Source organism: Sphingobacterium sp. SGR-19, assembly GCF_011043555.1.
Classification (GTDB): domain Bacteria; phylum Bacteroidota; class Bacteroidia; order Sphingobacteriales; family Sphingobacteriaceae; genus Sphingobacterium.
In genome coordinates this window covers 760,645-787,417 of the sequence record NZ_JAAKGS010000001.1, presented here as the reverse complement: position 1 = coordinate 787,417, position 26,773 = coordinate 760,645, and the positions used below count along the sequence as shown (strand labels likewise).

The 26,773-nt window shown below is 40.9% G+C and carries 19 protein-coding genes; 16 read left to right on the top strand and 3 right to left on the bottom strand.

The features are described 5' to 3' along the window. Positions 1 to 90: 90 nt before the first annotated feature. The 15 genes from G5B43_RS03470 to G5B43_RS03400 all read left to right on the top strand — a co-directional run bounded on the left by G5B43_RS03470 (position 91) and on the right by G5B43_RS03400 (position 21,666). Positions 91 to 1,389 carry an enolase C-terminal domain-like protein gene (locus G5B43_RS03470; protein ID WP_165293296.1) on the top strand — a complete coding sequence of 433 codons (1,299 nt, stop codon included), beginning with the start codon at positions 91 to 93 and terminating at the stop codon, positions 1,387 to 1,389. Further along, positions 1,386 to 2,516, top strand: a complete 1,131-nt coding sequence (locus tag G5B43_RS03465; protein ID WP_165293295.1) for a plastocyanin/azurin family copper-binding protein — start codon at positions 1,386 to 1,388, stop codon at positions 2,514 to 2,516. Before G5B43_RS03470 ends, G5B43_RS03465 begins: the two co-directional genes overlap by 4 nt. Beyond that, complete coding sequence (locus tag G5B43_RS03460; RefSeq protein WP_165293294.1) at positions 2,516 to 4,003, top strand: PQQ-dependent sugar dehydrogenase; 1,488 nt, start codon at positions 2,516 to 2,518, stop codon at positions 4,001 to 4,003. The genes G5B43_RS03465 and G5B43_RS03460 overlap by 1 nt, the downstream gene beginning before the upstream one ends. Positions 4,004 to 4,038: 35 nt before the next feature. Then, positions 4,039 to 5,196, top strand: coding sequence for an acetylxylan esterase (locus G5B43_RS03455; RefSeq protein WP_165293293.1), 1,158 nt, complete (start codon positions 4,039 to 4,041; stop codon positions 5,194 to 5,196). A gap of 70 nt (positions 5,197 to 5,266) precedes the next feature. After that, on the top strand, positions 5,267 to 6,337 hold the full coding sequence (locus G5B43_RS03450; protein WP_165293292.1) for a LacI family DNA-binding transcriptional regulator: 1,071 nt from the start codon (positions 5,267 to 5,269) through the stop codon (positions 6,335 to 6,337). Positions 6,338 to 6,645: 308 nt separating this feature from the next. Further along, positions 6,646 to 9,921, top strand: coding sequence for a SusC/RagA family TonB-linked outer membrane protein (locus G5B43_RS03445; RefSeq protein WP_165293291.1), 3,276 nt, complete (start codon positions 6,646 to 6,648; stop codon positions 9,919 to 9,921). A gap of 8 nt (positions 9,922 to 9,929) precedes the next feature. Then, on the top strand, positions 9,930 to 11,648 hold the full coding sequence (locus tag G5B43_RS03440; RefSeq protein WP_165293290.1) for a RagB/SusD family nutrient uptake outer membrane protein: 1,719 nt from the start codon (positions 9,930 to 9,932) through the stop codon (positions 11,646 to 11,648). Between the two features lie 35 nt (positions 11,649 to 11,683). Then, the gene (locus G5B43_RS03435; RefSeq protein WP_240904709.1) at positions 11,684 to 13,216 is read left to right on the top strand and encodes a PQQ-dependent sugar dehydrogenase; all 1,533 of its coding nucleotides are present in this window, start codon (positions 11,684 to 11,686) and stop codon (positions 13,214 to 13,216) included. Further along, the gene (locus tag G5B43_RS03430) at positions 13,217 to 14,419 is read left to right on the top strand and encodes an NRAMP family divalent metal transporter (RefSeq protein ID WP_165293289.1); all 1,203 of its coding nucleotides are present in this window, start codon (positions 13,217 to 13,219) and stop codon (positions 14,417 to 14,419) included. 2 nt (positions 14,420 to 14,421) lie between these two features. Then, on the top strand, positions 14,422 to 15,444 hold the full coding sequence (locus tag G5B43_RS03425; protein ID WP_165293288.1) for an NAD-dependent epimerase/dehydratase family protein: 1,023 nt from the start codon (positions 14,422 to 14,424) through the stop codon (positions 15,442 to 15,444). After that, complete coding sequence (locus tag G5B43_RS03420) at positions 15,444 to 16,514, top strand: dihydrodipicolinate synthase family protein (RefSeq protein WP_165293287.1); 1,071 nt, start codon at positions 15,444 to 15,446, stop codon at positions 16,512 to 16,514. The genes G5B43_RS03425 and G5B43_RS03420 overlap by 1 nt, the downstream gene beginning before the upstream one ends. Before the next feature lie 15 nt (positions 16,515 to 16,529). Beyond that, on the top strand, positions 16,530 to 17,726 hold the full coding sequence (locus tag G5B43_RS03415; protein WP_165293286.1) for a M20 family metallopeptidase: 1,197 nt from the start codon (positions 16,530 to 16,532) through the stop codon (positions 17,724 to 17,726). A gap of 101 nt (positions 17,727 to 17,827) precedes the next feature. Next, positions 17,828 to 19,534: a GMC oxidoreductase gene (locus tag G5B43_RS03410; protein ID WP_165293285.1), complete on the top strand. Its 1,707-nt coding sequence runs from the start codon at positions 17,828 to 17,830 to the stop codon at positions 19,532 to 19,534. A gap of 196 nt (positions 19,535 to 19,730) precedes the next feature. Next, positions 19,731 to 20,795, top strand: coding sequence for a LacI family DNA-binding transcriptional regulator (locus G5B43_RS03405; RefSeq protein WP_165293284.1), 1,065 nt, complete (start codon positions 19,731 to 19,733; stop codon positions 20,793 to 20,795). 94 nt (positions 20,796 to 20,889) lie between these two features. Beyond that, the gene (locus tag G5B43_RS03400) at positions 20,890 to 21,666 is read left to right on the top strand and encodes a glucosamine-6-phosphate deaminase (protein ID WP_165293283.1); all 777 of its coding nucleotides are present in this window, start codon (positions 20,890 to 20,892) and stop codon (positions 21,664 to 21,666) included. A 54-nt stretch (positions 21,667 to 21,720) separates the two neighbouring features. Here G5B43_RS03400 and G5B43_RS03395 read toward each other — a convergent pair whose 3' ends face one another. From G5B43_RS03395 to G5B43_RS03385, 3 genes are all read right to left on the bottom strand, one after another. After that, on the bottom strand, positions 21,721 to 22,923 hold the full coding sequence (locus G5B43_RS03395) for a pyridoxal phosphate-dependent aminotransferase (RefSeq protein ID WP_165293282.1): 1,203 nt from the start codon (positions 22,921 to 22,923) through the stop codon (positions 21,721 to 21,723). A gap of 99 nt (positions 22,924 to 23,022) precedes the next feature. Beyond that, the gene (locus G5B43_RS03390; protein WP_165293281.1) at positions 23,023 to 23,400 is read right to left on the bottom strand and encodes a DUF1573 domain-containing protein; all 378 of its coding nucleotides are present in this window, start codon (positions 23,398 to 23,400) and stop codon (positions 23,023 to 23,025) included. Between the two features lie 114 nt (positions 23,401 to 23,514). After that, positions 23,515 to 24,477: an SIS domain-containing protein gene (locus tag G5B43_RS03385; RefSeq protein ID WP_410528477.1), complete on the bottom strand. Its 963-nt coding sequence runs from the start codon at positions 24,475 to 24,477 to the stop codon at positions 23,515 to 23,517. Between the two features lie 98 nt (positions 24,478 to 24,575). Here G5B43_RS03385 and recQ point away from each other — a divergent pair, with 98 nt between their 5' ends. Continuing rightward, positions 24,576 to 26,765: a DNA helicase RecQ gene (gene recQ, locus G5B43_RS03380; RefSeq protein WP_165293279.1), complete on the top strand. Its 2,190-nt coding sequence runs from the start codon at positions 24,576 to 24,578 to the stop codon at positions 26,763 to 26,765. Positions 26,766 to 26,773: the final 8 nt, after the last annotated feature.

Below are 26,773 nucleotides of genomic sequence, written 5' to 3'. Positions count from 1 at the left end.
GATCGTAGATATTTCTTGACAAGTTCTGCTATTTTATGGGCTTCAACAAGAATAAAGATAGGAAATGCAAACACGGGTAGAAAGTTAGAAATGATAAATCAATCAACAATCATAAAAACAAAGTCAGATTTTGAGAGAGAGAAGCTCCGGTTTCCTTTTGGATTTAAGGGAGCATATCTCAGCGAATTATGGCAAATAGTCGTTTTGCTCGAGAACGATAGGGGAAAAAAAGGACTGGGATTAGCTACACAGAGTGTCCTATATGGTGATGCGGAGATATTTGCCTCTACCTCTGAATCCAACGGAAATGCAAATATGTTTGTACTAACAAATAAAGCGTTAAAATGGATAGAAGGGCGATCATTAGATAGCCCGATAAAGCTGTTCGATGAAATGCTACCTTGGTTGATCGAAGAAGGTAAAAAACTAACAGGATATCCTAATCTTAATATAAATTTTGTATACAATGCCTTGGTTAGTATCGATAATGCAATGTGGATGTTATATGCAGAAGAGAACGGTATCTCAACATTTACCGAACTTATACCTTCGACTTATCGTCAAGCGTTTAGTCACAAAAATGATCGGATCGCCGTTATGTTTCAGATTTCTTATGACATGCCACTGGCAGATATTAAAAAGGCAGCTGAAGAAGGATATTTTGTATTTAAGATAAAAACGGGAAGTCCTGGTGAGCAAGAAAAGATGTTGCAACAGGATAAAGCTAGATTAAAAGAGATCCATGATATCCTTAATGAAGAAAGAAATAAAAGAATAAACAGAATCTATTATACGATGGATGCCAATGGACGCTATGAAAAAAAGGAAACATTGCGAAAGTATCTGGATTACGCAAAAGAAATTGGCGCATTTGAACATATCCTATTATATGAAGAACCTTTTGGGGAGAGTGATAATGAAGACGTTTCGGATCTCGGAGTAATTATCGGAGCCGACGAGAGTATTCACAGCGAAGAGGATGCCCGTCGTAAGATTACGTTGGGATATAAAGCATTTATCTTGAAGGGTATAGCAAAGACATTAAGTCAGACCGTTAAGATTGCTAAGATAGCCCATGAAAATGATATACCATGTTTGTGCGCAGATTTGACAGTCAATCCAATTTTGATGGAGTGGAACAAGAATGTTGCTGCTACACTGGCTCCTTTTCCTACAATTGGGATGGGATTGATGGAAACCAATGGTGGTATGAACTATGTGAATTGGGAAAATATGAAGAAGAGACATCCGCTTGCGGACGCTAAATGGACGCGGGTGGTAAACGGCATATTTACATTAGACCAAAATTTTTATGACACTGCAGGTGGTATTTTTTCCATTTCAACATATTACCAACAAATGATGGGGATTGCGAGGCAGGGATTATGAAGACAATATTAAAAACAACGCCAACGGTTAAGAAGCTGGCTGCCGTAGCTTTTGCTTTTTTGATAGTTATCGGTATTTTGGGTTACAAAGAGGGATATTTAACCCAAAAAGAGCCACCTAAGGAAATTAACATATCGGTATTACCCGGATTGCAGTTTAGTCTACCTAGATTTCATGTTGTTCCAGGGCAGCAGGTCGTCCTTCGTTTTACGAATACAGACGATATGGATCATAACCTCTTGGTTATCCGTCCGAAATCTCGAGAAAAGGTGGTAAATCTCGCCGCCAAATTGGGGGCAGAAGGAGTAGCAAAAAGTTATATTCCCGAAACTGATGACGTGATGTGGCATACGTCTGTTTTACATGCAGATCAAACAGAAACATTGTCTTTCACAGCACCATCAAAAGAGGGGGTATATCCGTATGTTTGTACTCTACCAGGACACGGACATGTCATGTACGGAGCGATGTATGTTAATGAATCTGGTGAAATGCCCGTGTTGACTGAGGATAAAGCAGTGCCACACCATGTTAAGAATAAAGTGCATGTTCATGCAGAAACCAATAATCATCCTTATGAATTGGTACCTCCTTATTATTATCGACTATATATTGATGGCGCAAGCCCAGCAGCAATTGCTGTCCACTTACCTGGAAACATATCCTTTTGTTGGGATGCAACTCCGTGTCAGATGAGATTTGTATGGAAAGACGGGTTTGTCGATAATACGGAGTTGTGGAAAGGCCATAAAGATGCGAAAGCGAAGATAGAAGGGACAATTGTGTACCGCGAAACCCGGCCGGCCGTACTAACGATCGGCGAACAAAATACAAACAAGAATCCGCCTAAATTTAAAGGATATCGGGTAACGGATGGTGATTATTTAGAATTTTGTTATATCGTAGAAGGTATCGAGATTTTTGAAACGATAAGAGAATTGGAAAATAAAAATGGGATTGTACGTCATTTTCGGATTCCAACATTAGATGATAATGTTGTTTTTCACCATACAGAAGAAAAAAAAATAACCTGTTATTATAATGGCGTACCATTACCGGCTGGGCCGCTTGTCTTGGATAAAAAAAACGGAAAGCAATTTAGTGTGGAGTTTAGAATAGAGAAATAATGAGAACGGCGATTACATATTTTTTAGGCGCGTCGATAGCTTTAGCGGCTTGTCAAGGCGATGTTCTAGTCAGTGAGGGTGCATCTTTTCAAATAGATACTATTGAAACACCTCCTGGGTTGACAGCAGAAGTAGCCGCATTGGATTTTTTAGCAGATGGTCGGTTGGTAGCGGCTTTTATGCGGGGAGAGGTGATGATTTACGAACCGGATACGAAGGAATGGCGTGTTTTTGCAACAGGTCTGCACGAACCGCTTGGTTTAAAGGTTATTAATGACCGTGAGATGCTGGTCATGCAATTACCCGAACTAACACGGATCAAGGATACCGATGGCGATGGAAAGGCGGATATGTATGAAACGGTATATGACGGATTTGGTATGACGGGAAACTATCATGAATTTACCTATGGCCCCGTGGAAGACAGCGACGGCAATTTGTATTTTGCCTTGAATTCTTCCTCAGCGGGAGGAGGGATATCTGCTGAACTTCGAGGAGATACGTTGATGGACGGCAAGAGTCGGGAAGGTAAACCTATGTTTTCCATTGTACCCTATAGAGGTTGGGTGATGAAAATGAAAAAAAACGGAGAGATTTTGCCGTTTGCTTCGGGTTTTCGTTCGCCTAATGGATTAGGGTTTGATGCAAAAGGAAGGCTGTTTGTTACCGATAACCAAGGAGATTGGGTAGGGTCGAGCCCCTTGCACTATGTCCAGGAAGGTAAATTTTACGGACATCCGGCAAGCTTGGTATGGACGAAGGGATGGAATAGAGGCAACCCATTTGAACTGAATGCGGATACATTAAATGCAATGCGGGAGAAGCCTGCTGTGATTTTTCCACATAACGTCATCGCAAATTCACCTACCCAACCTGTTCAAATTAGACATAATAAAATGCTAAAGCCATTTGAGGGACAGTTTATTGTAGGCGAGATGAATCAAGAACGCCTAGTTCGTATTATGCTAGAAGATGTAAACGGAGTGGTCCAAGGTGCAGTGACACCGTTTATAGATGGTCAGGGGCTACGAAAAGGAAACAACAGGTTAGTTTTTGCGCCGGATGGTAGTCTGTGGGTAGGCCAATCAGATCATGGCTGGTTAGGAGATAGGGGAATCCAACGCATTTCGTTTACCGGCAAAACGCCGTTTGACGTAGCGGACATACATCTTCTTAAAAACGGGTTTGAAATGTATTTTACACAACCTATCGATCTGGGAGATAGCATTAATATAGCCAAAGCTATCCGAGTTCGTCGCTATAACTATCTATACCATCAAAAATATGGTTCGCCAGAAGTAAATCTTAAACAGATGTCGGTACACGAATGGAAAATATCGAATCGAGGAAAGAGATTGCAGATAGACCTCGGTGAAATGGAGAAAGATTATCTCTATGAAATCACGCTAGATTCGGTTTTTAATAAACAAAGGACAGATACCCTGCTGAATAAGCTAGTGGTATATACGGTCAAGGAAACTTTATAATGATTTGTTTTAATAGAAAAAGCACACGATTTAATATGAAAAGCAGACGAAAGAAGCATATGGCACTTTGGAGCACGGCAGTATTTATGTTAGGCACCTTAGTCACTCACGGACAAACCATGAAAGTGTCCAAAGAAGAAATATGGGATAAGATAGAGCGGTATTTTGTACCACCCGAACAATTTAAACAAGAATTAGGTGAATATCGTTCCCCTTTGAACTTTTATGATGGCAGGGTAGTAAAAACAAAGGAAGATTGGGAAGAACGGAGGACAGAAATTAGAGAAAAATGGCACGACATGATGGGGGAGTGGCCTGATATAATAGAAGATCAGACCTTAAACATATTGGACTCTATTCAGAAAGAGGGGTACACACAATATACGGTGACTTTTAAATGGTTGCCGAACGAAGAAACAACAGGATATCTTTTAGTACCCGAAACAAAAGGTAAAAAACCAGCAGTGGTAACGGTTTTCTATGAACCAGAAACAGCAACAGGTGCGGGAAAACCACATCGCGATTTTGCTTTGCAATTAACAAAACGTGGGTTTGTAACATTATCCATCGGCACGAAAGAGACATCTGCCAACAGAACCTATTCGCTTTATTATCCGTCAATAGATAATGCTACAGTGCAACCCTTGTCTATGCTGGCATATGCTGGGGCGAATGCTTGGGAGGCATTGGCGAAATATCCAGAGGTTGATGAAACTCGCATCGGAATTATGGGGCACTCTTATGGTGGCAAATGGGCGATGTTTGCCTCTGCTCTATATGATAAATACGCCTGTGGGGTATGGTCCGACCCAGGTATTGTTTTTGACGAAACCAAAGGAAGCGGTGTGAATTATTGGGAGCCCTGGTATCTTGGTTATTATCCTCCACCCTGGAAAAACACATGGCGAAAAACAGGAATGGGAGCAGATGCAAAGGGGCTATATCCAAAACTAATTGAAGAGGGATATGATCTACACGAGTTACATGCATTAATGGCACCACGTCCCTTTTTGGTTTCAGGTGGATCTTCGGACCCCTTGGAAAGATGGATACCACTGAACCATACTATTGCAGTGAATGAATTGTTGGGGTTTGAAAACCGGGTAGCGATGACAAATCGCGTAGCACATTCACCAGATAGCACTTCCAATGAACAGGCATTCTTATTTTTTGATTATTTTTTGAAACGATAGGTCGGGCGCGACGATGGATATTTGGAAAATTTAACGTAAATTTATCGTAGACTAACTTTATTAGGGAAGTATGATGTCTGATGACAAGGAAAAAAAACGTTTTGGGATTAAAGATATTGCCAAACTTGCCAATGTTTCTATTGGGACGGTAGATCGTGTACTTAACAATAGAAAGGACGTCTCCGGAGCAACCCGGAAAAAGGTTAAGGATATCATAAAAGAATACAATTATCAGCCTAATCTTTACGCGAGATCACTATCCGTTAAAAATAATATTAAGATTTCCGTTATTATACCTAAGACATCTTTACAGACAGGTTATTGGCAATTGTGTTTAGATGGTATTAGCAAAGGTATACAGGAGCTGGAACCCTTTGGTATACAGACCGAGGTGTTTCTTTATGATCAAGAGGATGTTCACACTTTTTTAGAAGTTTCGGAAAAAACGATAAAGTCTCACTTTAATGCTGTCGTCATAGCGCCGATATTCATTGAAGAAACGGAAGCTTTTGTGAAAAAATGCCATCGGAAAAAACTGCAGACGATATATATAAATTCCGATATTCCAACTAAATCAACATTAGGTTATATTGGCCCGGATTTGAACAGTACGGGAAGACTGGCGGGAAACCTGACTTCTTATTTAGTGGGAACAAATGCCAAGATACTTATTTTGAACATTGCGAAAGGCTTGGAAAACTATAAGTATTTAGATACAAAAATTGAGGGCTATAGAACGTATCTTAATAATCTGAATAAAAATTTTAGAATAGAAGTTGTCGATATTCCCTATAATGAGTATACAGAGGTAGAAAAGGAGTTGTGGACCAGTATTAGAAAGTCTACTCCTGATGTATTATTTGTTACGAATTCCAGGGTTTCTGTTGTAGGACGTTTTTTTCATGATCATCAGGAGATAAAGAAACCCTATATTATAGGATTTGACTTTTTGGAAGCCAACGTAGACTATCTCTCAAAGGGGATTGTAGATTTCTTAATCTGTCAGCGTCCGGATAAACAGGGATATTTTGCGTTAAACTACCTGTATAGATTCTTTTTGCTAAAGGAGAATGTCACGAATTTTAAACCCATGCCAATTGATATTATTACCATTGAAAATTATATGTTTTACGAAAATTGAAAAAAATATTTGTTTTTTTAATGTTTATATTCTACCTTGGATCATATTATAAGCAATAAATTAGTTGATATTATACAAAGACTAACGTGATGAAAAGAATTTCCATAGAAAATTTACCGTTACTTTTTTAACTAATAAGGCATGTCGCCTTTTTTTAGCATAGTGTTCGGTAACGTTAACGAGAAAATATCGAAATAACTATAAATTGTATAAAATAGAACATCAAATTAAAATACAGCGGAGTTAAAATTATAAGACTAATTATGGTTACAAAGAACAACTCTTTTTTATTTTATCCTAGGGGTAGAATGCAAAAACGGGGACGATTATATCCTTTGGTCAGGATATGCGGGATAGGTATAACTGCATTCTTTATAGGAAGCGGTTATACAGCAGCTTACTCATCTGAGCTGGATGAAGGAATGATGCTAAATACCAGCCCGTATAATCAAAGTGAGATAAAAGGTTCCGTACGTAATGCAAATGGGGAGCCTATTGTAGGAGCAACGGTGACCCTTGTTAGGACACAATCAAGTGTCTCTACAGACGAAAACGGAGTTTTCAACCTGTCGGCGTCGGGATTGAGTTCTTCCGATGTTTTAGTCATATCTTATATCGGGTACGTAACTCAAAAAATGAGTGTTGGCAATAAAACGTCCTTCGATATAGTTTTGGAAGGACAGGACTCGACGTTGGAAGAGGTAGTGGTTGTTGGCTATGGTACACAGAAACGTGCTCATATGACAGCAGCTGTTGACGTGGTTTCAGGCGATGCGTTGGCTAATCGTCCGTCTGCGAACGTGGCCGATCTCATCAAAGGGGCATCACCGAATATGAATATCAACATGGGCATGCGGGGCGGTGAGCCGGGAGCAGCAAGTGGTTGGAATATTCGAGGTGTAGGGTCATTAAATGGAGGTAGTGCCCCTCTTGTATTGGTCGATGGAGTAGAGGTAGATATCAACAGCGTAGATCCCGAAACGATAGAAAGTGTGTCTGTACTTAAAGATGCTTCGGCCTCGGCAGTATATGGCTCACGAGCTCCTTATGGTGTAATTCTTATCACGACAAAAAAAGGAAGCAAGACGGAAGGTGTGAAAGTTGATTATTCTAATAATCTCTCGCTATCCTCGCTTCTCCGTTTACCGCATTTTATCGACTCGTATACCTGGGCAACCGCCTATAACCAGGCAAATGCCAATGCAGGACTTGCCCCTGTTTATTCTGATGAACAGATGGAAAGAATAAAAGGTTATATTGATGGTACTTTTCTTTATGAATACGATCCGGAGAATCCAATTGACAATATCTGGGCCGGTAGACGTAATGGGAATGCGAACAATGACTGGCCACATATTTTGATGGGGAACAATGAACTCAGCCACAAGCATAGTTTAAACGTCTCGGGCGGATCAGAGCGTACGCAATATTTTCTATCTGCTGGTTATTCCAGACAGAACGGGACGTATGCTTTCGGTCACGATCATTATCAACGATATAACCTGATGTCTAATGTGTCGACGGAAGTGACGGATTGGTTACGGTTGAACTCCAGCTTAAAGTGGGCTTCATCCGATACGGATTATCCTATGGGGGAGACTACGGTAGGAAGGGAGCATACGTTTCGTGAGATGTTGATGTTTGCCCCGATGATGCCACATTATAATATTAATGGTACGGTTCAAAGTCCATTGGTACGCCTATTACAAGATTCTGGACGGGACAGAAATAAGCGAGCAGATTTTTTAGCCAATATTGGAGCCGAAATCGAACCTATCAAGGGCTGGAGAACCACACTCAATTATAATTATAACATCCGGAATACAAAGGCAGAAGCTAATCCCAAACCGGTGATGGTAGAACTGGGAGATGGTTCGGTGGGTAATATTGGAAAACCGGAATCTACCTATATATCAAATTATTCAGAAAGAGTTTATAAACTGCTCAGTGCGGTGACATCTTATGAATCGCAAATAGACGATCATTTTTTTAATATTATGTTGGGTTTCGAGCAGGAAGAAGCATTGACAACGGGATTAACGGCTACAGGAACATCGCCGGTAGTGGACGATTATCCTTCCATTAGAACATCTTTGGGAGGTGTAATTGCAACAGATAATATGTCACACTGGGCAACCAGAGGTGCTTTTGGTCGATTGAATTATAATTATCAAGAAAAGTATCTAGTCGAAATAAGTGGGCGTTACAGTGGCTCTTCGCGGTTTCCAAAAGAAAACCGTTTCGGATTCTTTCCTTCGGCATCTGTGGGGTATACCATATCTAATGAACCGTTTTGGGAATCTGTACAGCCCTATATCAACTACCTTAAACTAAGAACGTCTTACGGCTCATTAGGCAACCAAAATATTGACCCGAGCGCCGCAGAGCCCTATTGGTTTTATGATAAGCTGAATGTATATCCCGAAGCACCCTGGATTATGGGAAACCTGCGACCGCCGTATGCCACTGCACCTGTTTTAGTGAGTGATAATATGACCTGGGAAACAATTAATACATTTAATGTAGGGATGGAAATGAATCTCCTTAACTCCCGTCTAGGAATTACCTTTGATTGGTATAATCGGAAGACGCTAGATATGTGGGGTGCTGCTTATGAATTGCCCTATGTGTTGGGCGCAACCACACCAATTACGAACAATGCGGATTTATCCACAAAGGGATTTGAGTTGGTTGTTAACTGGAATGACCAAATATCGCAAGATTTTAGCTATAACGTCAAACTGGCATTAGGAGATAGCAGAACAATGATAACGAGATACTGGAATCCTACAAATAGAATAGATGGTTGGTATGCTGGAAAAGAATATGGTGAAATCTGGGGATTTGAGACCGGTGGGATTATCCAAACGGCCGAAGAAGCGCAGGCTGTGTCGGAGATGCAACAGCGATACCATGCGAATTGGGAACCGGGGGATATCAAATATGTAAATCAGAACGATGATAATGTTATTGATGAAGGAAATCGCACATTGGATAGTCATGGTGATTTGAAAGTGATCGGGAATACCAGTCCGCGTTATAACATCGGTATCAACGCAGGTGCCAGCTGGAAAGGTATTGACTTCAATATGTTCTGGCAAGGTATTCTAAAACGGGAATTTTATCCGGAAACGACTTCACCGTTGTTCTGGGGTCTGACAAGTGCTTGGGCCGGTTCGGGTCTTTACAAGGATTCGCCAGCACTAGATTATTGGCGACCAGCGGATGAGCCCAACATCTTAGGACCAAATACAGGAGCTTACCTACCTAAACCTTATTTTACGGCAGAAACAAATAAGAATAGACAGGTGCAGACACGCTATTTACAGAATGCGGGATTTATACGCCTCAAAAATGTACAAGTCGGTTACACGCTGCCGTCTTCTGCGGTAGGGAACATATTTAGTAAAGCACGTGTTTATTTCTCAGGAGAGAATTTATTGACCTTTTCAAGTCTGCCGAAAGTGTTTGACCCGGAGACAGCGATTGCCTCGGATAGCCGGGAAGACGGATATCTCACTAACGGCGTGATATACCCAATGAGTAAGGTGTTTTCTTTTGGTCTTAATCTCACACTAAAATAATTGTGATTATGAAAAATTTAATAATAATAGGACTGATTCCCTTGTTTTTCTTAATGGCTTGCAATGACGACTTTTTAGATCGTCCTCCATTAGATCAAGTAGCATCTGATAGGTTTTTTGAAAAACCTAAAGATTTGGAAACGTATGTAAATCAATATTATAACACGACTTTTTTTCCTAAGTATGCTAACCATGGAAACGATTATGATAGTGATGACTTGGTAGGGCCTACCGTAAATACGCGTTTACAAGGTACAAGACCGGTCGTGACCACAGGGAGCATTGGGTTTGGAAACGTGCGGAGCGTCAATTATTTTATGACACATTATAAAAAAATTGAAGAATTTCACGAATTTGACAGTTATAAGCAATATGTAGGTGAAGCCTACTATTTTAAGGCGGTTACCTATTTTAATCTACTGAAAAGTTATGGCGATATCCAATGGTTGGATATAGATTTAGGTACATCTTCTCCTGAACTATACAATCCACGCACACCCAGACAGATTGTGGCAGATCGCATCATCAGTTGTCTAGATACAGCCGCCATGTATCTGACAGCAGACAAGACCAACGGATATGAGCGTATCAATAAATGGATTGCATTGCTGATGCAAAGCCGTGTGGCGTTGTATGAAGGTACATGGCAGAAATATCATAATGGTACACCATTTGGAGTCGAAAATGCGGATCCGAATAAATACCTTTCGAAAGCAGTAGAAGCTGCCGAGCAAATTATGGAGTCGGGGCTGTATGCAATATATAATAACAATAATCCAGATGAAGACTATAGAAATCTCTTTATCCAACGAGATTATTCAGCCAATAGTGAAGTCATGTTCTGGCGTAAATATGACAATAATCTCTCCCGGGGAGATGGGGCATTTACCAATGACAGGAACTTTAGGATGTCGCAACCACTTGGACGCTCTATTTCCAAAAGTGTTATCGACGATTATCTTTGTACCGATGGGCGGGCAATTACAGGAAACCCACTCTTTCAAGGATATACAACCATCGTACAGGAAATGGAAAACAGAGATCCTAGGTTTAGACAGACGGTCGCTTCTCCCGATCAAGTATGGAAAATACAGGCTAACGGAAACGTAGAAAATTGGTCTTCTGTATTTTCGAGGTTGAATGATAATGCTGACCTCAACGCTCCAACAGGTTACATGATCCAAAAAGGATATGATCCACAGGTCACCTATCATGTACAGCAATATGGAGAGGAACCATCTATTCTCTTTCGGTATGCGGAAGTATTGCTAAATTATATCGAAGCAAAAGCGGAATTGGGTGATATTACACAAGGCGATATCGATAAGACTGTTAAGCTCCTTCGTGATCGTGTGGGAATGCCGAAAATCAATATAGAATCAATCGCAACGGATCCCGATTGGGATTTTCCGGCGCTAACGCCTTTAATTAACGAAATCCGCAGGGAGCGCCGGATAGAGTTGATTGGAGAAGGTTTTAGATGGGATGATATAGCACGTTGGGCTGCAGCAGATGAATTGATCGTTGGAAAAAGGCCCAAAGGATTTAAAGCAAGCCAAATCACAAAGAATCCCTTTCATGAAGACGAAAATGGATTTATGGATCCTTATCAAAAAGCGATGCCGTCAGGGTACGGCTTTAAATTGAACAGGGATTACCTGGATCCTATTCCCGAAAGCCAGATTGTTTTAAATCCAGAAAACCTGACACAAAATCCAGGTTGGTGATAATAATATATGGAGGATCTCGAAAGGAAGCTATAATGTCTGGAAAAAGAAAGCTCGTGTTTTGGGTAATGGGGATATCGGCGTGGTTATGTATGATGTCATGCCAGTCATGTAATCGACATCCACATGATTATGTCACAGAAGTGCTCGACTATGTCAAACTTGATGATTCATTTTTGGAGGTAGCTACGGTAGCAGATAGTTTGCAGGTGCCGTGGGGAATGACATTTTTTGATAATAAAATTTTGTTTACGGAAATTATCGGAAATGTTAAACAACTAGATCTGTCGACCGGTCAAGTTTCTACACTCCTGCGTGTGCCGGATGTATTTACAAGGACAACTCCGGGTTTACTGGATATTGTCGTACAGAAAGATATAAAAGATAATCCCTATGTTATTATTAACTATACGGCTAAAGAGAATGATCGTATCATTTCTAAATTGGTGCGATACACTTATCAAAAAGATACATTGATTAACCCGGTCGATCTGTTGACGGTCAGAGGTGCAAACGGACATAATGGCGCCAGACTAATGCTGGACAGCAAAAATACGCTATATTGGGCAACGGGTGATGTGGCCGATAATACAGAAGCACAAGACTCTACTACATTGAATGGTAAGATTCTGAGGATGACGATAAACGGGGAAATTCCCCCCGATAATCCTATACCAAACAGCTTCGTGTATGCCTGGGGATTTCGCAATATGCAGGGGTTAACCATAGACGACCGAGGGAATATATTTACATCTGAACATGGTGACGCGATTGAAGACGAGATTAATCTGATCAAACCGTTGAACAATTATGGCTGGCCCGCTATAGAGGGTATGCACGATACACCTGATGAGATAGAAATAGCTAAGCACTCCTCACGAACAGAGCCTATTTGGTCGTGGACACCTGTGGTAGCACCCGCCGGTTTAGCATATTACGGAGAAAGCGGTATTCCGGAATGGGAGAACACACTCTTGCTCGTTACGCTCAAATCGCAATCATTAAGGGTACTACATTTGGATGATAAAAATCAACAAATCAAACGAGAGCAAGTCTATTTTTCTAAAAAATATGGAAGGATGCGAGCCGTGTTGGTGACGCCGAATGGCGATATCTATTTGTCGACCAGCAATAGGGACTGGAACCCCCAACCCGGATTTCCGTTGCCAACTGATGATAGGATACTAAGACTAAGAAGAGCTACGGAGACGCCAGATAATCATTTGAAGGAAGATGTCGTAGAAACCGAATCTAAAGAGCATAACGGAAAACAGCTGTATACCAGCTTTTGCGCTTCATGTCATAAAGAAGATGGTCTTGGGGTTAAAGGTACTTTTCCCCCGTTGAAGAATGCTGCGAGGGTAAAGGACAACGATGCTTTTATCGATCTTTTGTTGAACGGCAGCAAAGGTAAAGGTACGATAGATGGTGTTTTTTACGAACAGGGTATGGCCAGCTTCTCCTTTTTGAAGGATGAGGAATTGGCAGCTATTATCAATTATGTCAAGAAAGAATTTGGTGAAGGGAAGCAAGTAAGTGACGATAATGTTAAGAAAAAAAGAAAATAGATGAAGAGACTATTAAACATCTTAGGTCCCGGAATTATCACAGCCGCACTTGTGTTTGGCCCCAGCAAGATGACCATTACCTCCAAAATGGGGGCAGACTACGAATACTCATTGTTATGGATTGTCTTGGTGGCGCTGTTTTTTATGGGGATATATACAGCAATGTGTTCTCGCATAGGAGTGGTTCATGACAAATCTTTATTGACTTTGACAAAAGAACGATTTGGCAAAGGCATCGGTGTCGCCATAGGTGTAGGTATATTTTTGGTGGCGACGTCTTTTCAAGCGGGTAATGGTATTGGTGTAGGTATCGCCATAGGTGAAGCAACTGGAACGCCTATGTATATCTGGATCATTGTTTTTACCGCGATAGCTATTGCTTTGTTGTTTTTTCCTTCCTTCTACAAGATTATGGAAAAGGTGATGCTAACCTTGGTATTGGTTATGCTGGCGTGTTTTATTGCTACACTATTTCTTGCAGATGTTTCATTAGGTAATTTATTTTCGGGTTTTATTCCTTCCGTGCCCGAAAGCTCTCTAGGATTGATAATAGCGTTTACCGCCTCTTGTTTTTCGCTTGTCGGTGCATTTTACCAGACATATTTGATTCAGGAGCGACGGAAATTAAATCGTGGGAGTGTCACTGTTCGCAATTCTGCGAGGGGAGCTTATACAGGAGTGGCTATTTTGGGTTTTATGAGTGCAGCTGTGATGATTTGTGCAGCGGCGGTATTATTCCCCAAAGGCATACATGTAAGTAGTGCCGCTGAAATGGGCAAGGCGTTGGAGCCATTATTTGGAAAACATGCCAGTTCGCTGTTTTTTGTAGGGTTGTTTGGTGCTGCTTTTTCATCGTTGGTAGGTAATGCAACGATAGGAGGTACATTACTAGGAGATGCGTTGGGAGTTGGAAGCAGCCTGGATTCCAAAAAAGTCAAGATATTGATTTCCATCGTCATGGTTTTGGGGTGTGTTGTGGCTATTTCTTTTGGCAGGCTACCTTTGGAGCTGATTGTTCTGGCTCAAAGCGTCACTATATTTTTGGTGCCTTTTATCGGCGTGTCTATTTATTTGATTGCAAACAATAAATCGATTATGGGAGATAAAGCTAACAATCTCTTTTACAAGATAGCGGGGGCATTAGGCTTAATTGTCATCTGTATATTAATGGTTAGTAATGTTTACGATATGTTTTTAAAATAAAAATGGAGAATCAGGTTTTAGTAGAATTGGAGTACAAGTTTACCCAACCGTCCGCGTTATTTCTCGAAGATCTTGCGCATATTGATGGTGATTTTATATTTCTGGGTATTGGAGGAAAAATGGGGCCGAGCATGGCCAAATTGCTATTGGAGGGTTTGCGTCAAATTGGTGTTTCTCGAAAGGTGTACGGTGTTTCACGCTTTTCAGACGACAGCAGCCGACAATACTTGGAAAATTTAGGTGTGGAAACCATCGTTTGTGACTTGTTGGATGACGAAGCTTTACAATCGCTTCCCCATGCAAAAAACGTTATCTATTTGGCAGGCTTTAAATTCGGTGCGACAGGAAAGGAAGATTTTACTTGGGCGATGAATACTTATCTCCCGGGGCGTATAGCGGAGAAGTACAAGGATTCGCGTATCGTCGCATTTTCCTCCGGTAACGTATTGCCTTTTGTCGACGTTCGATCGGGAGGTGTAGACGAATCGGTCCTTCCGGAGCCGATAGGAGAATATGCCCAAAGTACATTAGGGCGTGAACGGATTTTCGCTTATTTCAGTAAGAAAAACGGTACACCGATATTGTTGTACAGATTAAATTACGCTGTGGATTTCCGATATGGCGTGATCCGAGAAATTGCAAAACAGGTTTATCGCCAACAACCGATTGACATACGTACAAATAATGTCAATGTAATCTGGCAAAGTGATGCCAATGAAATAGCTATCCGTAGCTTATTGCATGTCGAAAGCCCGGCGAAGGTGCTGAATGTAACGGGACCGGAAATATTGTCTATAAAATGGGTTGCAGAAAAGCTTGGGGAAATATTGGGAAAGGAACCCTTGTTTGTACTTGAACCTGAACAGACAACATTATTAAATAATGCGTCGGAATGCCATAGGATATTTGGCTACCCAAAAGTAGGTATATTGGATATTATTGCCATTACGGCGCAATGGATATTGCAAGACGGTGGCGAGTTTGGGAAGGATACACATTTCCAGGAGAGAGGAGGGAAATTTTAATGAAAAGATTAGATAGTGTACTAAAGTCTTTGCTCATGGAAGGTACAGTCATTCCTGCTCATCCGCTCGCGCTGGACGAGCTTCGTCATTTCGATGAGGAAAACCAAAAACTATTGACGCAATACTACATCCAAAGCGGTGCCGGAGGAATAGCTGTGGCGGTACATTCTACGCAGTTCGAGATCCGTTTACCTAAATATAATCTCTTTGAGAAAGTTTTACGAGTGACGGCCGATGTTATTGATGGGATCAAACTGGATCGTCCATTTGTAAAAATCGCGGGAATATGTGGTCTCTCCGAACAAGCTGTTCAGGAAGCGCGGATTGCGGTGGATTACGGATATGATATGGGGCTGTTAAGCATGGGAGGGCTGCAGGACTTGAGTGAAAGGCAAATACTCGAACGTACAGAAGAAGTTGCCAAGGTGATTCCTGTATTTGGATTCTATTTGCAACCATCGGTTGGCGGACGGGTGTTTTCGTATGATTTCTGGTCTAAATTTGTAGAAATAGATAACGTAGAAGCCATAAAATGTGCTTCTTTTAACCGTTACCAGACCTTAGACGTAGTCCGGGCGATTGCCAATTCCTCTAGACGGGATCAAATTGCTTTATATACAGGCAACGATGATAATATTGTGCAGGATCTGTTGTCTATTTACCGATTTAATGTAAATGGCAAAGATATAGAAATAGAATTCAGAGGAGGTTTGTTAGGACATTGGGCGGTATGGACCCATAAAGCTGTAGGATTATTGGCTAAAGTCAAAGATTATAAGGATAATCCATCGTATAGTAAATGGAGGGCGTTACAGATATTGTCCAACCAAACGACTGACGCGAATGCGGCATTATTCGATACAGCGAATAATTTTCACGGATGTATACCGGGGATACACGAGGTGCTGAGACGGCAAGGACTGATGAAAGGTATCTGGTGTCTTAACCCAGATGAGGTATTGTCACCGGGACAATATGAAGAGATCTCAAGAATATATGCAGCCTATCCGGAATTAAATGATGACAAATTCGTGGCGGAGTTTTTGAAACAGAATTTGATGAAAATATAAAACTTGGTTTATTGCATGATCGAAAAAATAAGACAACTGGTCTCTGAGGTTAAGGACGAAGCCAGTTTTAATAGACAATATTTTCATAAGTTTCCCGAGTTATCATTTCAGGAATATAATACGTGTCGATATATAAAAGAATTACTGCGGACCTATAATATTTCTTTTGAACGCGTAGCTGAGACAGGTGTTATTGCGAAGATAGTAGGAAAAAAAGCGGATAGTGAACAAACGGTGATCTTACGTGCGGATATAGACGCATTACCCATTACGGAAGAAAATGTAGCAGACTATACATCTCAGCATATAGGCGTTATGCATGCTTGCGGCCATGATTTTCATACTGCAAATTTGTTGGCTGTACTCAAAATATTGAAAGCGCTGGAACATGACTTCGCAGGAACGGTTATTGGGATATTTCAGCCGGCAGAGGAAAAAATACCTGGTGGCGCGGTTTCCGTGCTGGCTTCTCAAAAATTACCTATCCCGCATCAGAATATAAAAGGTGTTATCGGTCTTCATGTTTCACCCGATTTGGAAGTTGGGAAAATTGGACTCAGATTAGGCAATTTCATGGCCTCAAGTGATGAAATTTATTTTACGATTAGAGGTAAAGGAGGGCACGGAGCCCAACCTCACTTAAATATTGACCCCGTAGTGATTACGGCACAATTGATATTGTCGCTACAGCAAATTGTATCCAGATTTGCCAACCCTTCTATTCCATCTGTACTTTCCTTTGGCAAAGTGATTGCAAGCGGGGCAACCAATGTGATTCCGGGTGAAGTATATGTTGAAGGGACGTTTCGGACGATGGACGAACATTGGCGTTCCCAAGCGCTTGAACTAATTGCAAAACATGTCAAAGAGCTACCAGCTATATACGGGGCTACTGTAGAATTGGAGATACGAAGAGGTTACCCGGTATTAATTAACGACCCCAAGCTGGCGGGTACCGTTTCCACTTATTTAAAAGAGTTTGTTGCACCTGATAACGTTGAATCCACAGGTATTTGGATGGCGGCAGAAGATTTTGCCTACTATTCACATCGATACCAGTCATGTTTTTATTTGATTGGAATAGCGAATCCTGATAAAGAAATTGGTTCTGCATTACATACACCAACATTTCAGATTGATGAAGATGCGTTTGACTATGCGATAGGGGGAATGGTGTACACTACCTTGAAACTTTTTGAGAAAGCTCTATAAGGAATGGTTTACAAAACGTCAAAACAACATGATATGCATAGTTTTTGTTACATAATGGTTACGTTACCGAAAAATACTATATTTACCTTATAAGTTATAGTATGGATAGAGAGAGAGATTTTGATATCATTGTGGTAGGATCCGGAATCAGTGGCGGTTGGGCGGTCAAAGAATTTACCGAAAGAGGATTTAAAACACTGTTGATCGAACGCGGCCGGATGGTCAAGCATATTCAGGATTATCCTACGGCATATACGGATACATGGGAGTTTGAACATCGGGGCCAGAGAACGCGAGATGATCTAACGCGGAACAAATGGATTAGCAGACACTACGCTTATTCAGAAGCTACTCGGCATTTTTACATAAACGACGAGGAACAGGAATATATTCAGGAAAAACCCTTTGATTGGATTAGGGGCTACCAGGTAGGCGGTAAGTCGCTGCTGTGGGCTCGGCAAACACAGCGGTGGAGTGATTTTGAATTTGAAGCACCTCGGAAGTACAGGTATGCGGTTGATTGGCCGATACGTTATCAGGATATCGCACCTTGGTATGCGCATGTAGAACGATTTGTCGGTATTGCAGGGACAAAAGATGGTATCCCCAATATGCCAGATAGTGAAGTGGTCGGCGCTTTTGAAATGAATCAAGTGGAGCAAGCCATTGCAAATAGTATTTCGCAGCGTTATTCGGATAGGAAAGCGATTATCGGACGCTGCGCAAACCTGGCGGGGATAAAAGAAGAGCAAATAGCACAGGGGCGAAGCAGATGTATGGCACGTTCGTTATGTGAGAGAGGTTGTCCTTTCGGAGCATACTTTAGCTCGAATTCTTCTACCATCCCCTATGCGGAGAAAACGGGGAACTTAACGATTATAACGGATACCATTGTAGAATCGATTTTGTATGACGAGAAAACGAAGAAAGCGATCGGTGTACAAACTATTGATACCAAAACAAAAGATAAAAAAATTTTTAAATCACGTGTCGTTTTTCTAAATGCGTCGACCCTTAATTCTAATTTGATACTACTGAATTCGAAATCCGATCGGTTTCCGAATGGATTAGGGAATGATAATGGACTAATGGGAAGATATATTACTTTTCATAACTATCGGGGTCGTATTACGGCCGACTTTCCTGGATATGAAAATTCGTATTATTACGGTAGGCGTCCTACCCAGGTTTTTATTCCAGCGTTCAAAAACATTCATCGGACGGAGCAGACTTTTAAGGGGTCATATCTTATCGCTTTTGCCGCTTATCGCGATTCGTGGGCTAGGGGAATCGCAATGGAAGGTTTAGGAGCTGATTATAAGGATAATTTACTGGAACCGGGCGGTTGGAAGATCTCAATGATGATGCAAGGTGAAGTACTCCCATCGTTTGATAATCATGTACGGTTGAGCCCAGACAAGGTCGATAAATATGGCTTACCCCAATTAATTACTTCTGTGGATTATAGTGCCAATGATATGATGATGATGGAAGATTTCTTTAACGAAGGAACGGAAATGTTGACCCAGGCAGGTGCAGAAAATATCCGCACATTAGATCAACACGAAGTATTCGGGAGACAACCGGGATTAGAAGTGCATGAAGTAGGCGGTGTTCGAATGGGAAATGACCCCAATACATCTTTGTTGAATAGGTATAATCAACTACATCTTTGTGAGAATGTTTTTGTAACCGATGGCGCGTGTATGGCCAGTATAGGAAACCAAAATCCGTCACTTACGTTTATGGCACTTACAGCCCGGGCAGCAAACCACGCTATGGACCTAATACAGGAGAAAAAGCTATAACACGAAATAGAAGGGAATCAAATATATAGCTTATTTGAAAAAATATTTTGGATTAAAGAAAGTTTGGCTTATCTTCGGTAACGTACACAATTCACGCTTCCCAAATTATTAGTAAAGCAGAACATTGGTAAGATGATTTGAGAGTGCTACATATTCGTTATTTTTGTATTCTGTAAGAGGGATGTAACGTTTTTATATGAAGAAAAATGAAAAAGAACTGGTCGGCGTAAAAGAAATTGCACGTCGGGCGAATGTCTCTATCGCAACGGTTGATAGGGTACTGCATAATCGGACAGGTGTTTCGGAAAAGACCAAACAAAAGATTAACGACATTATCAAAGAATTGGACTATAAGCCCAATATTTTAGCTAGACGTTTAGCTTCATCTAAAACCATGCACCTGTATACCTTGATACCGGAGGTCTCGGAAGAAACAGATTATTGGTCGGTACCTTTACAAGGCATTATACAGGCAGAGAATGAGATTATGCTTTACAATGTTAAAATCGAGAAACTGTTTTATGATATGAACGATAAGGACTCTTTCGTTAAGCAAACGGAAGTGATTCTGCAAGCAGAATCCGTTGATGGTGTGCTGTTAGCACCGGCGTTTATAGAAGAAGCAATTTCATTTACGGATGTTTGTCAAAAAAGAAAGATTCCGTTTGTTTTCATTAACTCCAATATTCCAAACCGTAAGAACCTCAGCTATTTTGGGCCGGATCTTTTTTATAGTGGATATACGGCGGCCCATTTGGTAGATTACCTTGTTGGGGAGTCTGAACGAATATTACTTATGAACATCGCCAAGGATATTGACTCAGATTACCATATCTTAAAAAAAGAAGAAGGATTTAGCGAATATTTCGCAACGAGAAATTCTAATAGGATACTGAAACGGAATCTTTATGAAACAGACTACCCATCAGTAAAAAAAATGATGGTGGGAGTGTTGAAAGACTATCCTGACATTAAGCTCATTTTTGTAACAAACTCGCGTGTCTCTTTGGTAGCAAAATATCTTCTCGAAAAGAAAAAGCAAGATATACTTCTGATTGGGTATGATTTCCTAGATCGAAATATTGATTTTCTTAATAAAGGCGTGATTGATTTTCTAATTTGTGAAAAACCACAGGAACAAGCTTATCGAGGAGTAAAAGCTTTATATCGTTATCTTATGTTTGAAGAAAAACAAGAGAAGGAATATTTTATGCCCATTGATATTATCCATCGGGAGAACCAAAGATTCTATCGTAATTAGGTATATGATGCATACCTTTTTTTAAATAAATAACGTGTACCTACACAATTATGCTTTAAGGCGGTTTTTTAATCAGAACAATAAAAAATAAATAATGGAAGTCGAAGAAAATAAAATAGAGCAATTGTTGGTCAGAACATATGATGACCGTAAACAGCTCGGAAAAGATGCTGCGGAAATGGTCAGCAAAAAAATTCAGGAATTGCAACAGAACAAGGACTATGTATATATCATATTTGCTTCTGCACCCTCGCAAAACGAGTTTTTAGAAACGTTAGCGAAAGCCACAAATATAGATTGGAAGAAAGTCGTTGCGTTCCATATGGACGAATATATCGGTTTAGATTTAGCCCATCCGCAGAGTTTTGGATATTTCCTAAAGGAAAACTTGTTTGATAAAGTACCGATTCATCATGTGCATTATATACAAGGAGATTCAAGCAATATCGAAGAAGAATGTGAGCGATACGAGCAACTCTTAAGAACATATCCTGTAGATATTGTATGTATGGGCATCGGAGAAAATACACATATTGCGTTTAACGATCCTCATGTTGCGAATTTTGATGACCCTTATTGGGTAAAAATCGTTGACTTGGATGATAAAAGTCGCCAGCAACAAGTAAATGATGGGTGCTTTAACTCCTTTGATGACGTGCCGACCCACGCCATCACATTGACCGTTCCAGCATTATTGCAAGGGAAATTTTTGTATTGTATGGTACCTGGTAAGAATAAAGCTAGAGCAGTCTATCAGACGCTTTATGAAGGAGTAGACTCTCGGTATCCTTCCACTATATTGCGGACGCATCAAAATGCACACTTATTTATTGATAGAGAGAGTGCACAATATCTCCATAAGTCTGTTTGAAAACAACATTACCTTTTCCAAAGATCCGAACATTGGAAAAGGTAATGTTTCTTACTAGGGTGTTACGCGGCCTGGATATTCCTTCAGAGCTTTCTCTAAACAAACCAACGCGTTGCGTAAATGTTCTTGCTTAAGTACATATGCCAAACGTACCTGGTCAGCACCCACATTTGGTGTGCTGTAAAAGCCGGTAGCCGGGGCCATCATAACCGTTTCGTTGTTATACGAAAATTCTTCCAATATCCACTGACAAAACTTGTCTGCATTATCAATAGGAAGTTTAGCTACGACATAAAATGCGCCACCCGGAACAGGGCAAAAGACTCCTTCTATTTTATTTAACCCTTCAACAAGCGTATTCCGGCGGGCAGTATATTCTTTAGATACCGCTTCGAAGTAACTGTCTGGTGTATCTACCGCTGCTTCGGCAGCAATCTGTCCTTCAAGGGAGGGGCTCAAACGTGTTTGGGCAAATTTGAGAGCAGTCTGATACAGTTCTTTGTTTTTAGTGATTAAGCAACCTATTCTTGCTCCACATGCCGAGTACCGTTTGGACACAGTGTCGATAATGACCACATGCTGTTCAAGCCCCTCTATATGCATAGGCGAAAAAAATGTATTACCATCATAGCAAAATTCACGATAAGCTTCGTCCGCAAATAAATAAAGATCATATTTTAGGCATAATGCCCTCAAAGACTCCAATTCTTCGCGCGAGTAGAGATAACCTGTAGGGTTATTAGGATTACAAATTGCAATTGCGCGCGTCTTATCGGTGATTAATTTTTCAAATTCCGCTATCGGCGGCAAAGCGAAGCCCGTTTCTATATAAGATAGAATAGGTCTTACTACGGCATCTGCTGCACAGGCAAATCCGTTATAGTTTGCATAAAATGGTTCGGGAATAATAATTTCATCACCCGGGCTGAGGCAACTTTGCATGGCGATAGTAAGCGCCTCTGACCCCCCGTTGGTCACTAAGATGTCTGTTGGAGCGACACGGTAATTCAATTTGTTGTAATACGTTGCCAACTTCTCCCGATAGGAAGCGATGCCTTCCGATGGCGTGTAGGCCCATATGCTGAAATCGATGTTTTTTAAAGCGTTTAGCATAACTTCGGGTGTCTCGATATCGGGTTGTCCAATATTTAAATGGTATACTTTTTTCCCTTCTTTTTTTGCCTGCTCAGCAAAAGGTGTAAGCTTCCTAATTGGTGAAGCCGGCATATCCCGACCTCTTTTTGAAATTTCTGGCATTACCGTGTACGTTTTTAAGTATATTGCAAAACTAATAAAAAAAGCCGTCAATCGACGGCCTTTTGCTTAATCTATATCTCCTTCTCTGGGGAGAGAGGTTTATTCTACGGTTCCTTTAATTGTTAGTGTTTTTACAGGCGTCTTCGTGTTGGACTTAATCGTAAATTGTTTCGTAAAAGGCCCTTTGGCGGCAGCGTTATATGTGACCGTTACAGTACCTCCTTCCCCGGGTTTAACGGGGGTCTTCGTGAACTCTGCTACAGAGCATCCACAAGAAGGTTTTACCTCGCTGATAATGATAGGGGCATCGCCAGTATTGGAAAATTTAAAGTTGTACGATGCCGGCTTATTATGGGGGATATTCCCGAAATCATGGGTTTCTTTTTCAAATTTGAATTCACCGATAGCCACTGTCAAGGATGTGAAACCAATGACGGCTATAAACGTTGCCAATATTCCTAATGTTTTTTTCTTCATCTTACTATTACTTTTACCTCTTCTGATTAATTATCAAAAGATACGCCAAAATTACAATAGAGCAAAGCATGCGGCTCAAATTCCCCGAAATAGACAAAAATATTACAGAAATAACTAGATAATTCCTTCTTTTAATAGATCCTGTAAGTGTATTATGCCCGCGTACTGCCCCCCTTGGGTAACCAAGAGCTGTGATATGTTATGCTGGCGCATAGTATGGAGCGCGTCGGCAGCTAATTCTTCTCTTTTTATCTCTTTCGGATTTTGTGACATGATGTCGTTGGCCGTTAAATGTGATACGTCCTCATATTTTTCCAGCATCCGGCGGATATCGCCATCCGTAATGATACCTTCGATATTTCCAGCATTAATGACAGCTGTAGCACCTAAACGATATTTCGTGATCGTAATAAGCACTTCGCGTACGCTTGCAGATGGGGAAACTTCGGGTTTGCCATTGTTGTCCGACAGATCGCTAACTTTTAAATACAACTGCTTGCCAAGCGATCCGCCGGGATGATATTTAGCAAAATCACGATCTGAAAATTGCCGACATGTTTGTAAACACACAGCTAAAGCGTCTCCCATGGCCAACTGCGCCGTTGTACTCGTAGTAGGAGCAAGGTTATTTGGACAAGCTTCCCGCTCCACAGAAGTATTCAAGATAAAATTTGCATGTTGTGCTAAAAAAGAATTTATATTACCCACCATCGCCACCAGCGTGTTGCCCGTTTGCTTCAAAAAAGGGACCAATACCTTAATTTCGGGGGTATTGCCACTTTTAGAAAGTGCAATAATAAGATCGTATTCCTGGATGATGCCCAGATCACCATGGATTGCATCTGCTGCATGCATAAAAATGGCGGGTGTGCCGGTGGAGTTTAGGGTGGCGACTATTTTTTGTGCAATAATTGCACTCTTCCCAATACCCGTTACAATAATCCTGCCTGGTAGATTCAATATTTGATTTACGACCTTAATAAAATCGTCGTCAATGAATTGCGTTAGTTTCTGAATTGCTGTAGCCTCCAGTTCCAATGTTTCTATTGCAGTCTTTTTGATATCGATGTTGTGTATCACAGAAAAAATAGTTAATTTTATTTTAATTAACTACAAAAGTAGGTTATTTAGCGCTCAAATGAGCCACGGATCCATCTAATTTTTGTTTGAGGTCAATGGAAATAGAAAAATCACTATTTGACAATTTGCAGGAGTTTTTCGGCTTTGATACCTTTAAAGGAGATCAAGAAGCCATTATAACGAACATCTTGAATAAGAAAGATACGTTTGTTATTATGCCCACAGGAGGGGGGAAATCCATCTGTTATCAATTGCCTGCGCTGATGAGCGAGGGTACGGCTATTGTCATCTCTCCGCTTATAGCGCTCATGAAGAATCAAGTAGATCAGTTGCGGGCGTTCGGGGGGAATGATAGCATTGCACATTTTTTAAACTCTTCGCTTAACAAAGGGGAGATAACAAAAGTAAAAAAGGATGTGACAGAAGGCAAAACAAAGTTGCTCTATGTGGCGCCAGAGTCGTTGGCAAAAGAGGAAAACGTACATTTTTTAAGGCAGATCAAGGTTTCTTTCGTTGCTGTGGACGAGGCACATTGTATATCGGAATGGGGACACGACTTTCGTCCGGAATACCGTAAGATAAGACAGGTCATTAACGGGATTGGCGAAAATATTCCTATTATCGCTTTGACAGCAACAGCTACGCCAAAAGTACAATCGGATATTCGCAAGAATTTGCAGATGAACAATGCGACGTTATTTAAGTCATCCTTTAACCGGCCAAATTTATATTACGAGGTTCGGCCCAAAAAAAGTGTCGTTAAGGAAATCGTAAAGTTCATCCGGAACAATGCTGGAAAAACGGGTATTATATATTGCCTCAGTCGCAAAAAGGTGGAGGAAATCGCAGAAGTGCTTAATATTAACGGAATAAAAGCATTACCGTACCATGCGGGATTAGATGCGAAGACTCGAGCGGAAACACAGGATAAGTTCTTGATGGAAGATGTCGAGGTCATCGTGGCAACTATTGCTTTCGGGATGGGCATAGATAAACCGGACGTTCGGTATGTAATCCATCATGATATCCCGAAATCGATGGAAGGATATTATCAGGAAACGGGGCGTGCAGGCCGTGATGGAGGTGAGGGTATTTGTTTAGCTTTCTATTCTGAAAAGGATATTGAGAAGCTGACGAAGTTCATGAAAGATAAGCCTGTTTCCGAAAGAGAAATAGGCACGCAGATACTAAAAGAAGTTATTGATTACTCCGAGTCGTCTGTATGCCGCCGGAAACAAATCCTGCATTATTTCGGCGAGCAGTTTGACGAGACGGGTTGTAATAATATGTGCGATAACTGTCGTGCACCGAAAACGTATTTTGATGCCGAAGAAAATCTAATGGAGGTGTTGCGTTTTATAGAGAAAGAAGGAGAGAAGTTTGATGACCATCATGTCATTAATGTCATGATTGGGCAAAACAATCAACCGGTGTCTTCGTATAAACATGATCTCCATCCTTTGTTCGGAAAAGGTAAAAGCTTAGGAGTTAATTATTGGAAATCGTTGATTCGACAAGCGGAATTGAACGACTTCCTAAAGAAGGACATTGACCACTATGGTTTACTTATGCTTACTGAACAGGGCAGAAGATATTTGGCGAATCCCTATAATATCAAGTTTATCCTAAATAGGATAATGGAAAAGGCGGATGAGGACGGTACAGAAGAAGTCATGCAAGGTTCCGGAACGTTGGATACGGATCTGTTGAAGATGCTGAAAGACTTAAGGAAAAAAATCGCAAAGCAGAAATCCTTACCACCTTTTGTGATATTTCAAGATCCATCGCTGGACGAAATGTGTACACACTATCCGGTCAGCTTGGATGAGCTGAAGCAAATGCATGGTGTGGGAGCGGGGAAAGCTCTTAAATTTGGGAAACCATTTGTTGAGTTGATTAAACAATATGTAGAAGACAACGACATCGATCGGCCATTGGATCTTGTTATCAAGAGTACTGCAAATAAATCGGCTTTGAAAGTTTCCATTATACAGAATATTGATCGGAAAATCGGTTTGGAGGATATCGCATCCGCAAAGGGAATTAGCTATGAAGATCTACTTAAAGAAGTGGAATCTATTGTCAATTCTGGTACAAAACTTAATCTCGGATACTTTGTGGATGAGATGATAGATAGCGACCGACAGGAAGAAGTCTATGATTACTTTCGAACAGCTGAGGTGGATTCTATCCAGGAAGCGTTGAAAGAGCTTGGAGAAGATGATTATACGTATGAAGATATCCAGTTAATGCGGATTAAATTCATGTCTGAATTAGGCAATTAATAATCAAA